This is a genomic window from Shewanella sp. SM101, from assembly GCF_025654465.1.
Lineage (GTDB): Bacteria > Pseudomonadota > Gammaproteobacteria > Enterobacterales > Shewanellaceae > Shewanella > Shewanella oncorhynchi.
The window spans coordinates 25,579-38,136 of sequence record NZ_JAKKRH010000044.1 but is presented as its reverse complement, the minus strand read 5'-3'; the positions used below and the strand labels follow the sequence as shown (position 1 = coordinate 38,136).

Here is a 12,558-nt window from a genome sequence, read left to right as displayed (position 1 = left end):
CTCCTTTCCCCCGTAGGGCGTATGCGGTATTAGCAGTCGTTTCCAACTGTTATCCCCCTCGACTGGGCAGATCCCTAGGCATTACTCACCCGTCCGCCGCTCGCCACCTCAGAAGTAAACTCCCTTGTGCTGCCGCTCGACTTGCATGTGTTAGGCCTGCCGCCAGCGTTCAATCTGAGCCATGATCAAACTCTTCAATTAAAGTTTTGTTGCTTCCGTCTTGCGACTTCAGCGGCTCAATGAATTCTGTCATTTGTTTCCGCTTTTAAAAAAGCGAAATCAAAATTATGTACATATTGCTATGAACACTCATTGTTACATTGATTTAAATTTTTGACTGCCAACCCGAAGGTTAAGCAGTTTCGATTAACTCAACACCTGTGAGTGTCCACACAGATTTCTTGTTTTATCTTGTTAAAGAGCAACTCAACTTCATAAGAGAAGGTGAGTACCACACTGAGCGTCGAACGCTTCCAGTTGGCTAGGGCTGCGTATTCTACGCATTTCCCGTTTCGCGTCAAGGAGTATTTTACAACTTCTTGCTGCGCTTGAATTAAGTGCTTAAAAGCTACTCAATTCAACCTAACTCGTCAGCTTGCTTTCGCTGTCTGCCGTGTCAGTGGATGCGCATTATAGGGAGATTGAGAAAGTCCGCAACCCCTATTTTTAAGATAATTGTCATTTTCTCACTGTTCGTTGGATATTTGACCTGACCCGCTAGTTTTTAACCTTTATAATGCTAAAAACCACTCAATTAGGGACTTTTCTATGTCAGGGTCACTCAGAACTTACCAAGGTATTCATCCTCAATTAGGCAATAACGTATATGTAGATGAAGCTTCGGTGCTTGTTGGCGATATTGCGTTAGATACTGATGCCAGTATTTGGCCTATGGTGGCGGCGCGTGGTGATGTTAACCATATTCGTATTGGTAAACGCTCGAACGTACAAGACGGTAGCATATTGCATGTAACGCGTAAGTCAGCTGCTCGTCCCGATGGTCATCCACTGATTATTGGTGATGATGTGACTATTGGTCACAAGGCTATGCTTCACGGTTGCAAAGTCGGTAACCGAGTATTAGTAGGCATGGGTGCGATTATTCTCGACGGTGCGATTTTAGAAGATGATGTGATCTTAGGTGCGGGTTCTTTAGTGCCACCGGGCAAGGTATTACAGAGTGGCTATTTATATGTAGGCAGCCCAGTTAAGCAGGCTCGCCCATTAACGCCTGCCGAAATTGCCTTTTTGCCAGAATCTGCCGACAACTATGTCAGACTGAAAAACGAATACTTAGTTGAGTTGCAAAACATCTAGTCACTTGTCGTTAGTCGCTTAGTGTCACTATAGCTATATAATAAAGGCGGTAGAGACTCATTGAGTCTCTACCGCCTTTTGCTATTCGCTGATTCAGAAAACTATCTAAGTTCGATAAGTTTAGCCTAAGTGTACTGCCCCAAACTCATCAAACTCTTCGGCTTCAATTAAGTCTTCCGCCATTTCTTCGGCATCAAATCTCACCGCATCAAACAATGCCAGTATAGCAGCGGCTTCATTGGCACTCGGCTGTTCAGAGAAATCATTCAGCTCGGCTAACTTATTCACACTGATATAGCACTTAATGTTCATCCCCTGTGACTGCGCGATAAAGCAGACTCGCTTGTGGGCGTCGTCCCAATATTGCAGTTCGGGAAAAAGAATACTTTGATTCATGCTTCCTACTTAGGCTCGGCCATTAGTTTATCCCTCAAAAGATTTAATACCACTTGAGTATCGGGCTCGATACCTCGCCATAGGGTAAAACTCTTAGCCGCTTGTCCGACTAACATGCCGAGCCCATCAATAACCTTAGCTGCACCTTGGGATAGCGCCCATTGGTTAAACGCGGTGACCGAAGCGCCATACATCATGTCATAACAAACAGTTTGGGTAGTGATGATATGCGCTGGCAAAGTTGGCAACTCGCCCGCAAGACTCGCCGAGGTTGAGTTAATGACGATATCGAACTCGCCCACAAGCTCATTCATTTCTACGGCGGTGACTCTATCTGCAAAAGCACCGTTATCCACCGAAGTAAAGATATCGACCAGAAGCTGTGCCTTAGTGTGGGTGCGATTACTGATGATCAGCTGCGCAATTCCCGCATTTAATAACGGCAGAATACAACCGCGCGCCGCACCACCAGCACCAATAAGTAACACGCGCTTATCTTGCAGGCTGCCTAAGTTAGCGATGAGATCAGCCACCAGCCCTAAACCATCGGTGTTATCACCGCGAATAGTGCCATCGGCCAATAAACTTAAGGTGTTTACCGCGCCGGCAAGCTTGGCCTCTGGGCTGAGACTGTCACACAGCGCAAAAGCTTGCTCCTTAAAAGGCACTGTCACATTCGCGCCCTTGCCGCCCGCATTGAAAAACGCCGTCAGTGAGGCTTCAAAACCATCGACCGGAGCAAGAATGGCTTCATAGGTTAATAACTCTTGGGTGGGCGCGGCAAATTGTCCATGAATGAACGGCGATTTAGTGTGGCTAATTGGATTGCCAAACACTGCGTATCTGTCTGTCATAGCGATATTAAATTTTAGGTTCAATGGCTTTGCAGTCTACCGCGCTTTTGAGCCTAGGCAAGACGAATTATGTTCAACTAAATTTCATGTTGGGTTTCACGCTATAATGCGCCATCGGCTCAATACTCTCTATTTTAGTGAACGACTATTTCAATGAACTGGCTTAAAAAGATTTTTAGCAAACACACTCCACCGCAGGATGATCGCGATCCGAGCCAATCTAACGCTTACGACTTAATCGGCGGCGAAAAAGTGATCCGCGCTATCACCAAATGTTTTTATCAGAAGATGGCAAACTCAACAGAAACGACAACACTGCTTGCCATTCATAGAGCGCCCATTGCGGAATCAGAGCAGAAGTTGTTTGAATTTTTAAGTGGTTGGCTCGGCGGGCCACAGCTCTACCAGCAGAAATATGGTCATCCCGCATTGCGAGCACGACACATGCATGTCGATATTGATGAGGCGATGCGGGATCAATGGCTGTTTTGTATGAAATTTGCGATTGAAGAAAACATTAATAAGCCAGAGCATCGAGCCGCCATTTTGGAGGCAATTTCAACTCTGGCTGATCATATGCGTAATCAATAAAGTGGATGCTGTATCCACTTCATAGATTACTGGCTAAACCCAGTCGCGGGGTTTGAGGTAGTTATCGTACAAATCTGCCTCAGGGCTTCCCGCCTCTGGTGTATAAGCATATTGCCAACGCACTAATGGCGGCATCGACATTAAGATAGACTCGGTACGGCCGCCCGTCTGTAGGCCAAATAAAGTGCCTCTGTCGTAGACTAAGTTGAACTCAACATAACGACCACGGCGATAGAGTTGGAACTGACGCTCACGCTCACCGAATTCAGTATCTTTACGACGCTCGACAATCGGCGCATAGGCCGTTAAGAAGCCATTACCTACAGCTTGCATAAAGCTAAAGCTTTGCTCGAATCCTTCTTGATTCAAGTCATCGAAAAACAATCCACCCACGCCGCGGGTTTCATTACGATGCGGTAGGAAGAAATACTCATCGCACCATTTCTTATATTTGGGATAAACCTCATCCCCGAAAGGCGCGCAAATATCCTTAGAAGTCTGGTGCCACTCGCGCACATCTTCCTCGAAAGGATAATAAGGCGTTAGATCAAAGCCACCGCCAAACCACCACACGGGATCGGCACCCTCTTTTTGAGCAATAAAGAAACGCACATTGGCATGAGTCGTTGGGATATAAGGATTATTAGGATGAATCACTAAAGAAACGCCCATAGCTTCAAAACTACGACCCGCTAACTCAGGGCGATGCGCCGTAGCCGACGCAGGCATGGCAGCGCCAGTCACATGGGAAAAGTTAACCCCAGCTTGCTCGAACACTGCACCTTGGGTTAATACTCGGCTCGTACCACCACCGCCTTCGGCGCGAGTCCATGAATCGGCGGCGAACGTGGCTTGGCCATCCAGCGCCTGTAAACCAGCACAAATTCGGTTTTGTAGATCGATTAAAAACGCTTTTACCACTGCAACATCAGGCACACTCATCTTGTTATCCTTATTATTGGTTTGCTCATTGTCCATTTCGTAAAATCTTACCGCTTCGCGCATCGATAATGGTCGAGGGCTGACGTTGTTCGCCGAGTTCACCTAATACGAGTGCATCGATTTTACCGGTAAAATCTGCGAGAATTTCATCGGCAGTTAATGCTGGATCTTCACCCGCAAGGTTAGCGCTGGTCGACACTAAAGGTTTATTGAGCGCGCGGCACAGGGCTTGCACCCCAGTATGGGCAGACACTCGCACTGCGATAGAGTCAAATTCACCACAGAGGTATTTTGAAACATGCGCTTTGATTGGCATGACAAAGGTAAAAGGCCCCGGCCACTTGGAAAATGCAAACTCGAGCTGCTCAACCGTTAATTGCGATTCATCAACATAAGCCAAAAGCTGCTGAAAATCACTGGCGACTAAGATCAGTCCCTTTTGCCATGGGCGCTGTTTTACAGCCAATAACTTTTGGATAGCAGTGTCATTATCTGGGTCGCAACCTAGGCCATAAACGGCCTCGGTTGGATAAGCGATAACACCACCGTTAAGCACAATATCTTTTATGTCAGATGGGTGCAGCTGCAACATCTTAGGATCACCTTTTGAGTATTGTCGATTTCAACAATCAAATTATTGGATAAATTCGAATACTGACCGCCCCATCAGCGGTCAGCCGAGGATTATACGCAAGCCACTTTCATCGGCCAAATATTAAGATGCAGGTCACACAATAAACTAAAGTGGTCTTTTGTATTTACAGCTTTTTTGCGGGCATTCTAAACGCATCCCAGCCGCACCTTTACGCTCGACTAAGATCCCAAAACCACAACTCGGGCAATCTTCAGCAACCGGAGGATAATTCACAATAAACTTGCACTTAGGGTAAGCACTGCAGGCATAAAAACTCTTTCCGAAGCGACTCGTTCTGTGCTCAAGCTTACCCGCTTTGCATTCAGGGCAAGGAATTTCAGGCTTATCACTCGCTTGATCCTGTTTTTCAATATGCGTGCAGCTAGGATATTGAGTACACCCAATAAAGATCCCAAAGCGCCCAGACTTTACTGCCAGTTCGTGACCGCATTCAGGGCATACAGAACCTTCAATCACTTGAGTTTCAATAGATTCGTGCTGCACTAAGGGTCGAGTGTAATTACAGCTAGGGTAATTATTACAGCCAATAAAACCGCCGTGCTTACTGTGTTTGACCGATAACTCGCTGCCACATTCAGGGCAAAGTTCGTATTCTTTTTCCAGTGCGTGTTCGTGGGCACTAAATAATTGTTCATCAATCTTAGACATAATCATTCACCACCTGTCGTAGCGCATTAGGATATCAAGCGCAGTGCCATCAAGGAATTTATGGCATCAAAAAAGGAGGTCTTAGCCTCCTTTCTCTCATAATTCATCTTTCACAACAATTAAGAATGCAGTCGGCCTTCGGGCTGTTCGAAGATTAAATCTTCCATTTGCTCATAAGCGGACTCATGGCCAGGAGCATTAAACAGCACCATTAAGATAACCCATTTGAGATCTTCTAAAATCAGGGTTGGTTCATCCAACTCCATAACTCTATCGATCACCATTTCACGGGTTTCGACATTCAGCACTTTAACTTGCTCTAAAAACAGCAAGAAACCGCGGGATTCCACATCCAGCTTGTCCATTTCGTCCTTTGTATAGATACGAAACGAATGCTGATCGTGATTACAAAGATAAGGTTTATCCCCTTCTTGTAATTCAGCTAAGCGCTCTAACCAAGTTAACGCTTTTAAAATCTCGGATTGATGAAATCCGGCACGAGTGAGTTCCTTGGTTAACTCGTCTTCATCAACTAGTAGTTCAACTTCACTGTGAACATAGTTTTCAAATAGATACATGAGGATATCAAACATGGCTAGCTCCTCTTTACTCTGACGTAACCACCGGGTACTGCTATTACCCAACCTTGCAACTCAAGTTCAAGCATTTGTTCTAACACCAGATCTATCGTTTTTCCACTATGTTCAACGACTGCATCAATTGATGTAGTTTCATAACCTACACTAGCTAACAGAGACGAAAATGGCAAATTACAAATCTCGCCTTGCTGTATATGGTGGCATAACTTCAATTCTTCAAGGTGGAAAGCGGTTAAACTTGCCAACTCTTCCACTATATCGGCAGCGGTTTCCACAAGCTTTGCTCCATCACGTAATAAATCATGGCAGCCTTGATGGTAACCACCTAAGATTGAGCCCGGAACGGCAAACACCTCACGCCCTTGTTCCATCGCCAACCTAGCAGTGATTAAAGAGCCGCTTTTGCGACAGGCTTCAACCACAAGAGTACCTAAAGATAGACCGCTAATAATGCGATTTCGTTTCGGAAAATTACCCGCAAAGGGACCAGTATCAGGCCAAAACTCGCTAAGTATACAGCCTTGCCGCTGAATATCATGATAAAGCTGTCGATGTTTTCGTGGATAAATGATCTCTATGCCCGTTCCTAGTACGGCAATAGTGCGCCCTTGATGGTCAACACAGGCTTTATGGGCCGCCCCATCAATCCCCATCGCCATGCCGCTACAGATACCAAATCCCATTGAGGACATCTCAGCAGCCAGTTGATAAGCGACCTGCAATCCGCCTGGAGAAGCATTACGACTGCCAACAATCGCAAGATAAGGAAGGGCTAACGCCTCTAAGCAACCTTTAACGAACAGGACGGCGGGCGGATCTGAGAGTTGTTTTAATAATGGTGGATAAAGCGGATCAGAGAAACAAAGCAGATGATGATCGGCGGCTTGCTGTTGCCATTCGAGGGCGACATCCACTTTTTGATAATCAATAACAAGGCTATGGAGCAGATGATCAGATAAAGGTAGCGCTTGTCTCTCATGCTCTAACCTTTGTCTGAGGTCGTCCACTTCCATGTGCGTTAATAATTGTTGGATCCGAGCGGGTCCTAGCCCAGATACAGCACAAACAACTAACCAATCGACCAAATTTTCAGAGATTATAGACCTCTTAAGGCTAAAGATTCTGGGGCGATTAACTTATCGTCGACACGAACAGGCCGCTCGGTGGAGACAATCAAACCTAAGCTCGCCTTATCAAACACTTTAAACACTAACAACTTACCATGATAAACATCCGGCATCTTAACTGCACGATCCGAAGAGACTGACGCCATTAGGTTATCATAGGCAGTACGTTCAATTGCAGGAACCGGCATACCATCATTGTTGATAACAATAACCTCCCCATCACGGTAAATAGAAAATACCACCCCAGGCTCGACGCCATCCTGAGTGCCTTTATCTAAGTACACGACATTCAACTTACCCGCTTCACGCAAATTTGATTCTGTAGCTAACACTAAAGCTGGTATCTTTAATTCCGCAGGTTTAGGAGTAAAGTAAGCTGACATCAAGGAATCACTTTCCATCGGCAATACTCTGAAGCCCGCTTTGGTTTCGCGAAAGCTCGTTAGCAACTTAATTTTTGAAACCTTACCAGACTCAATCACTTGCCCAGTAGACGACAAAATGGCTTCTTGTCCTAACGCTTCGCCTGACTCTTTATTGAAAAACTCGCGACCGCGTTCGTAAATACCATATTTTTGGTTTATTGGCAGTTCAGCATCAATATAAATCACATCACCCACAATATGGTGACGCGATGGACTTTCACCTGCCAGCACCATAGGTTGCTCAGTAAGCCAGTGAGTCTCGACGACCCGATTCTGCACTAAATATTGTTCAATCAAGGCTAAATCAACGGCTGGAATAGCATTACTCTTAGCAATGACACGTCCCTCGGGACTCTTTTTTACATGGGGTTTAGCACTATCGACAGTAGCACCATTACGCACAAGGCGGGGCTGACCATCAATAAATACCAGAGTGAGTTGATCGCCAGGGTAAATAAGGTGGGGGTTAGCAATCTGTGGGTTTACATCCCAAAGACTCGGCCATTTCCATGGGTCATTCAGAAACGCGGCGGAGATATCCCAAAGAGTATCGCCCTTTTTCACTACATATGACTCAGGATGCCCCGCCTTAAGCGTCAGGGTATCTGCGGCAACAAACGTGCAATTGAATGTCATTAACGCGAGTAAAATTAACCGTTTCATGGGTATTTCCATGTTGTTTAACTCTTAGTTTGAGCTTTTACTGTTATTGGTAGGCACTAAAGATTAAAATTAACTCATTAGCATCAGTCAGTATAACTAACTGGCAGAGATTTGACAGACTTGTTAAGAGTTTATGTATGACACTATTAAAAGTATTACAATTCCCTGACGAAAGATTACGAACACAAGCCACACCCATCACAGAGTTTAATGCCGAGCTGCAGACTCAAATTGATGATATGTTCGAAACCATGTACCAAGAAAAAGGTATCGGTCTGGCCGCGACCCAAGTTGATTACCATAAACAACTTATTGTCATGGACTTACAGGATGAAGTCGAACGACCCAAAGTGTTTATAAACCCCGAAATTATCGCCAGCAGCGGTGACTTCTGCAATGAAGAAGGTTGCCTGTCGGTTCCGGGGATTTACGCCAAAGTCGATCGCGCCGAATTTGTCACGGTAAAAGCCTTAGACAGGCACGGTAACGAATTTATAGTTGAAGCCGATGAGTTATTTGCCATTTGTATTCAACACGAAATGGATCACCTCAAAGGCAAATTGTTTGTCGATTATTTGTCGCCGCTAAAACGTCAGCGGATCAAACAAAAACTTGAAAAAGCGGCCCGATTGGACGCCAAAGAAGCATAGGATCAGATTTGAAACCACTCAACATCATCTTTGCCGGAACACCGGATTTTGCCGCTCGCCACTTACAAGCACTTTTAAACTCACACCACAATGTGATTGGCGTTTACACTCAGCCCGATAGACCCGCTGGCCGCGGCAAGAAACTGACCGCCAGCCCAGTAAAAGAACTCGCTATCGCCAATAGTATTCCAGTGTTTCAACCCGGCTCATTACGTAAAGAACCCGCGCAACAAGAGCTTGCCGCACTCAACGCCGATATCATGGTGGTCGTAGCCTACGGTCTGATCTTGCCAAAAGTCGTGTTAGATACACCGCGTTTAGGTTGTATTAACGTTCATGGTTCTATTTTGCCACGCTGGCGTGGTGCCGCACCGATCCAACGCGCACTTTGGGCCGGCGACAAAGAAACTGGCGTAACCGTTATGCAGATGGATGTGGGTTTAGATACTGGTGACATGCTGCTTAAAACCTATCTGCCAATCGAAGATAATGACACGTCAGCCAGCCTTTACGAGAAACTGGCAGAACAAGGTCCCGTTGCCCTATTGCAAGCACTCGAAGGTTTGGCAAATGGCACTTTAGCCGCTGAAAAACAAGATGAAGCCTTAGCGAACTACGCAGAAAAACTCAGCAAAGAAGAAGCTAGACTCGACTGGAATAAATCCGCTAAACAGTTATGGCAAGAAGTCCGCGCCTTTAATCCTTGGCCTGTGAGTTACTTTGAGCACCAAGGTAACACTATTAAAGTGTGGCAAACCCAAGTCAGCGAAACCACCAGCACAGCTGCTCCGGGCACTATTATCAGCGCCAGCAAAAAAGGCATAGACGTCGCCACCGCTGATGGTGTGTTAACCCTGCTGAGTATGCAGCTTCCGGGGAAAAGGCCACTCAATGTTGCCGATATTCTCAATGCTCGAGGTGAATGGTTTAGCCCGAATACTCGCCTCGCAAACGAGGCACAATAATCATGAACTTGCGCGCGCTAGCTGCGAAAGCCATCTTCGAAGTATTAGAAAAAGGCGTGTCGCTGTCAGTGGCATTGCCTGATCAACAAAAGCATCTTGCCAGCGGCAAAGATAAAGCCCTACTTGCAGAGATCTGCTACGGCGTGATGCGCACTCTGCCGCAAATAGAAAAACGCATCAGTGAATGCCTAGAGAAACCACTTAAAGGCAAACAAAGGATTATCCACCAGCTCCTGATCGTAGGTTGCTATCAACTTTACTTCACTCGCATTCCAAGCCACGCCGCGATTTCAGAAACCGCCGAAGCCTGTCGCCAGTTAAAATTTGAAGGCATGGTCAAGGTCGTTAATGGTGTACTGCGCAACATTCAGCGCCAGCTATCGCCGCTAAGCACAGAATCAGATACCTTAAGCTATAACACACCCGCTTGGTTAATTAAGCGCTTAAAAGAAGCCTATCCCGAGCAGTGGCAAGACATCATTCAACAAAGCCATGAACGCCCGCCCATGTGGCTGCGTAACAATCGCTTATCCCAGAGCCGTGCCGAATACCTCGCTGCCCTAGCCGAAATCGACATTGAAGCGAGCGAAGGCAGCAGTGCCGATGCCATTCTCCTAGCGCATCCAAAGGATGTCGCCACACTGCCACACTTTCATGAAGGTGCAGCATCAGTACAAGATGGCGCGGCACAATGGGCGGCGACCTTACTAGCCCCGCAAGCGAATGAATTAATACTCGATGCCTGCGCGGCACCCGGTGGCAAAAGTTGTCACTTACTCGAACTTGAGCCGAGTATCAAATTAGTCGCTGTTGATTTTGATGCCAAACGCCTCGAGCGTGTGCAACAGAACCTTGACCGCTTATCATTAAAAGCGGAGCTTATCCATGGTGATGCGGCCAACATAGACTCATGGTGGCAAGGCGGACAATTTGATCGTATCTTACTGGACGCGCCTTGCTCAGCCACAGGAGTGATCCGCCGCCATCCCGATATTAAATGGTTGCGAAAAAACCATGACATCGAAGAGTTGGCTGAACTACAACAGCAAATTCTAGATCATTGCTGGAAGTGGCTAAAACCCGGTGGCACGCTTCTTTATGCCACTTGTTCGATTTTACCGCAGGAAAACCGCGACCAGATCAGTGCGTTTTTAGATAGAACGGTAGATGCTAAGCTAGACACACTTGCCCAGCAAAATTCGCCACAGGATATAGGTTGGCAAATCACGCCAGGACAAGACAATATGGATGGGTTTTATTATGCCCGTTTATTGAAAGCGACTGATTAGGAAGTAAGCAAGGCCATGAAAATTATCATATTAGGTGCGGGTCAAGTCGGGGGAACCTTAGCCGAAAATTTGGTGGGTGAGAACAATGACATCACCATTGTCGATTATGACAAATCCAGATTACGCGCCCTGCAAGATAAATATGACCTTCGCGTCGTAGCGGGCCATGCCGCTCACCCTGATGTTCTCAGAGAAGCGGGCGCAGAAGATGCCGACATGCTTATCGCCGTAACCAATAGTGATGAATGTAATATGGCTGCCTGCCAGATTGCCTATACCCTCTTTGGTACGCCGACTAAAATTGCCCGTATCCGCTCAGAACCCTATTTGGCGATGCGCGATAAACTCTTTATCGACAGTGAAACCAAAAATAGCGATGGTCGTCCCCGTGGCGGCTTCGTGATCGATGAATTAATCGCCCCTGAACAGTTAGTGACCGCTTACATCCAGCGACTCGTAGAATATCCAGGCGCATTGCAAGTGCTTGAATTTGCGGAAGGCCGGTTGAGCCTAGTGGCTGTTCGAGCCTATTACGGCGGCCCACTGGTGGGGAATGCATTAGCGGCACTTCGCGAACACATGCCCAATATTGATACCCGGGTCGCGGCGATCTTCCGCCAAGGCCGCGCTATTATGCCTCGCGGAACGACCATTATCGAAGCCGATGATGAAGTCTTCTTCGTTGCAGACAGTCGCCACATTCGCGCTGTCATGAGCGAAATGCAAAAACTCGATAACTCCTACCGCAACATTATGATCGCCGGTGGCGGTAACATAGGCCTAGGTTTAGCAAAACGCCTTGAGCGCACCCACTCGGTCAAACTGATTGAGCATAAATTAGAACGTGCAGAAGCCTTATCGGAGCAGCTGGAAAATACCACAGTGTTCTGCGGTGATGCCTCAGATCAAGAATTACTACTCGAAGAACACATAGACCAAACCGACGTATTTATTGCGGTCACCAATGACGACGAAGCCAATATTATGTCCGCCCTGCTAGCAAAACGTATGGGCGCGAAAAAGGTCATGGTGCTTATTCAACGCGAAGCCTATGTGGATATAGTGCAAGAAGCCAACATCGATATTGCTATCTCACCACAACAAGCGACGATTTCGGCACTATTAACTCATATTCGTCAGGGTGATATCTGTAACGTTTACTCTCTACGTCGTGGGGCGGCCGAGGCAATTGAAGCCATTGCCCACGGAGATGCCAGCACTTCTAAAGTCGTTGGCAAAGCCATTGGTGATATTAAGTTGCCACCGGGGACAACGATTGGCGCCATTGTCCGCAATGATGAAGTGCTGATGGCCCACGACAAAACCGTGATAGAGCAAGGAGATCACGTGATCTTGTTCTTAGTGAATAAAAAGTTTGTCGGCGAAGTCGAGAAGCTTTTCCAACCAAGTGCTTTCTTCTTCTAAGAACCTTAGTAA

At 46.6% G+C, this 12,558-nt stretch carries 14 protein-coding genes and 1 rRNA gene; 6 read left to right on the top strand and 9 right to left on the bottom strand.

The genetic code is table 11. From position 1 onward, the window contains the following. A 16S ribosomal RNA gene (locus L5M38_RS19430) occupies positions 1–201 on the bottom strand; the annotation flags it as partial. Between the two features lie 567 nt (positions 202–768). Here L5M38_RS19430 and L5M38_RS19425 point away from each other — a divergent pair. Continuing rightward, entirely contained in the window at positions 769–1,317 is a 549-nt protein-coding gene (locus L5M38_RS19425) for a gamma carbonic anhydrase family protein (protein WP_263180067.1), read from the top strand. 120 nt (positions 1,318–1,437) lie between these two features. On the opposite strand, the gene L5M38_RS19420 is transcribed toward L5M38_RS19425, so the two are convergent. Both L5M38_RS19420 and aroE read right to left on the bottom strand, forming a co-directional pair. Then, positions 1,438–1,713 (bottom strand): DUF1488 domain-containing protein, encoded by a 276-nt coding sequence (locus L5M38_RS19420; protein ID WP_263180065.1) that lies wholly within the window; start codon positions 1,711–1,713, stop codon positions 1,438–1,440. Between the two features lie 5 nt (positions 1,714–1,718). Further along, positions 1,719–2,567, bottom strand: coding sequence for a shikimate dehydrogenase (aroE, locus tag L5M38_RS19415; protein ID WP_263180068.1), 849 nt, complete (start codon positions 2,565–2,567; stop codon positions 1,719–1,721). Positions 2,568–2,720: 153 nt separating this feature from the next. Here aroE and L5M38_RS19410 point away from each other — a divergent pair, with 153 nt between their 5' ends. Further along, a complete protein-coding gene (locus L5M38_RS19410) occupies positions 2,721–3,158 on the top strand; it encodes a group II truncated hemoglobin (protein ID WP_263180063.1) in 438 nt (145 codons plus the stop codon). Between the two features lie 33 nt (positions 3,159–3,191). Here L5M38_RS19410 and hemF read toward each other — a convergent pair whose 3' ends face one another. From hemF to L5M38_RS19380, 6 genes are all read right to left on the bottom strand, one after another. Then, complete coding sequence (hemF, locus tag L5M38_RS19405; RefSeq protein ID WP_263180062.1) at positions 3,192–4,100, bottom strand: oxygen-dependent coproporphyrinogen oxidase; 909 nt, start codon at positions 4,098–4,100, stop codon at positions 3,192–3,194. Between the two features lie 25 nt (positions 4,101–4,125). Then, positions 4,126–4,692 (bottom strand): L-threonylcarbamoyladenylate synthase, encoded by a 567-nt coding sequence (locus L5M38_RS19400; protein WP_263180061.1) that lies wholly within the window; start codon positions 4,690–4,692, stop codon positions 4,126–4,128. Between the two features lie 147 nt (positions 4,693–4,839). Then, on the bottom strand, positions 4,840–5,403 hold the full coding sequence (locus tag L5M38_RS19395) for a type I DNA topoisomerase (protein WP_263180060.1): 564 nt from the start codon (positions 5,401–5,403) through the stop codon (positions 4,840–4,842). Between the two features lie 119 nt (positions 5,404–5,522). Further along, positions 5,523–5,996 (bottom strand): DUF494 family protein, encoded by a 474-nt coding sequence (locus tag L5M38_RS19390; protein WP_006083793.1) that lies wholly within the window; start codon positions 5,994–5,996, stop codon positions 5,523–5,525. Between the two features lie 2 nt (positions 5,997–5,998). Further along, on the bottom strand, positions 5,999–7,015 hold the full coding sequence (gene dprA / locus L5M38_RS19385; protein WP_263180059.1) for a DNA-processing protein DprA: 1,017 nt from the start codon (positions 7,013–7,015) through the stop codon (positions 5,999–6,001). An 83-nt stretch (positions 7,016–7,098) separates the two neighbouring features. After that, positions 7,099–8,229 carry a LysM peptidoglycan-binding domain-containing protein gene (locus L5M38_RS19380; protein WP_105250830.1) on the bottom strand — a complete coding sequence of 377 codons (1,131 nt, stop codon included), beginning with the start codon at positions 8,227–8,229 and terminating at the stop codon, positions 7,099–7,101. Between the two features lie 125 nt (positions 8,230–8,354). Between L5M38_RS19380 and def the strand changes: the two genes are divergently transcribed. From def to trkA, 4 genes are read left to right on the top strand one after another with little or no spacing between them, the layout of a single operon-like run. Beyond that, positions 8,355–8,867, top strand: a complete 513-nt coding sequence (gene def / locus L5M38_RS19375) for a peptide deformylase (RefSeq protein ID WP_206766142.1) — start codon at positions 8,355–8,357, stop codon at positions 8,865–8,867. A gap of 8 nt (positions 8,868–8,875) precedes the next feature. Beyond that, positions 8,876–9,832: a methionyl-tRNA formyltransferase gene (gene fmt / locus L5M38_RS19370; protein WP_263180058.1), complete on the top strand. Its 957-nt coding sequence runs from the start codon at positions 8,876–8,878 to the stop codon at positions 9,830–9,832. A 2-nt stretch (positions 9,833–9,834) separates the two neighbouring features. Continuing rightward, positions 9,835–11,121, top strand: coding sequence for a 16S rRNA (cytosine(967)-C(5))-methyltransferase RsmB (rsmB, locus tag L5M38_RS19365; RefSeq protein WP_173248514.1), 1,287 nt, complete (start codon positions 9,835–9,837; stop codon positions 11,119–11,121). Between the two features lie 15 nt (positions 11,122–11,136). Continuing rightward, complete coding sequence (trkA, locus tag L5M38_RS19360; protein WP_105250826.1) at positions 11,137–12,546, top strand: Trk system potassium transporter TrkA; 1,410 nt, start codon at positions 11,137–11,139, stop codon at positions 12,544–12,546. The last annotated feature ends 12 nt before the right edge of the window (positions 12,547–12,558 follow it).

Excerpts from the sequence above, each read along its gene's own strand:
- L5M38_RS19425 (WP_263180067.1), top strand. The coding sequence starts at position 769 with ATGTCAGGGTCACTCAGAACTTACCAAGGTATTCATCCTCAATTAGGC.
- L5M38_RS19420 (WP_263180065.1), bottom strand. The coding sequence starts at position 1,713 with ATGAATCAAAGTATTCTTTTTCCCGAACTGCAATATTGGGACGACGCC.
- aroE (WP_263180068.1), bottom strand. The coding sequence starts at position 2,567 with ATGACAGACAGATACGCAGTGTTTGGCAATCCAATTAGCCACACTAAA.
- L5M38_RS19410 (WP_263180063.1), top strand. The coding sequence starts at position 2,721 with ATGAACTGGCTTAAAAAGATTTTTAGCAAACACACTCCACCGCAGGAT.
- hemF (WP_263180062.1), bottom strand. The coding sequence starts at position 4,100 with ATGAGTGTGCCTGATGTTGCAGTGGTAAAAGCGTTTTTAATCGATCTA.
- L5M38_RS19400 (WP_263180061.1), bottom strand. The coding sequence starts at position 4,692 with ATGTTGCAGCTGCACCCATCTGACATAAAAGATATTGTGCTTAACGGT.
- L5M38_RS19395 (WP_263180060.1), bottom strand. The coding sequence starts at position 5,403 with ATGTCTAAGATTGATGAACAATTATTTAGTGCCCACGAACACGCACTG.
- L5M38_RS19390 (WP_006083793.1), bottom strand. The coding sequence starts at position 5,996 with ATGTTTGATATCCTCATGTATCTATTTGAAAACTATGTTCACAGTGAA.
- dprA (WP_263180059.1), bottom strand. The coding sequence starts at position 7,015 with ATGGAAGTGGACGACCTCAGACAAAGGTTAGAGCATGAGAGACAAGCG.
- L5M38_RS19380 (WP_105250830.1), bottom strand. The coding sequence starts at position 8,229 with ATGGAAATACCCATGAAACGGTTAATTTTACTCGCGTTAATGACATTC.
- def (WP_206766142.1), top strand. The coding sequence starts at position 8,355 with ATGACACTATTAAAAGTATTACAATTCCCTGACGAAAGATTACGAACA.
- rsmB (WP_173248514.1), top strand. The coding sequence starts at position 9,835 with ATGAACTTGCGCGCGCTAGCTGCGAAAGCCATCTTCGAAGTATTAGAA.
- trkA (WP_105250826.1), top strand. The coding sequence starts at position 11,137 with ATGAAAATTATCATATTAGGTGCGGGTCAAGTCGGGGGAACCTTAGCC.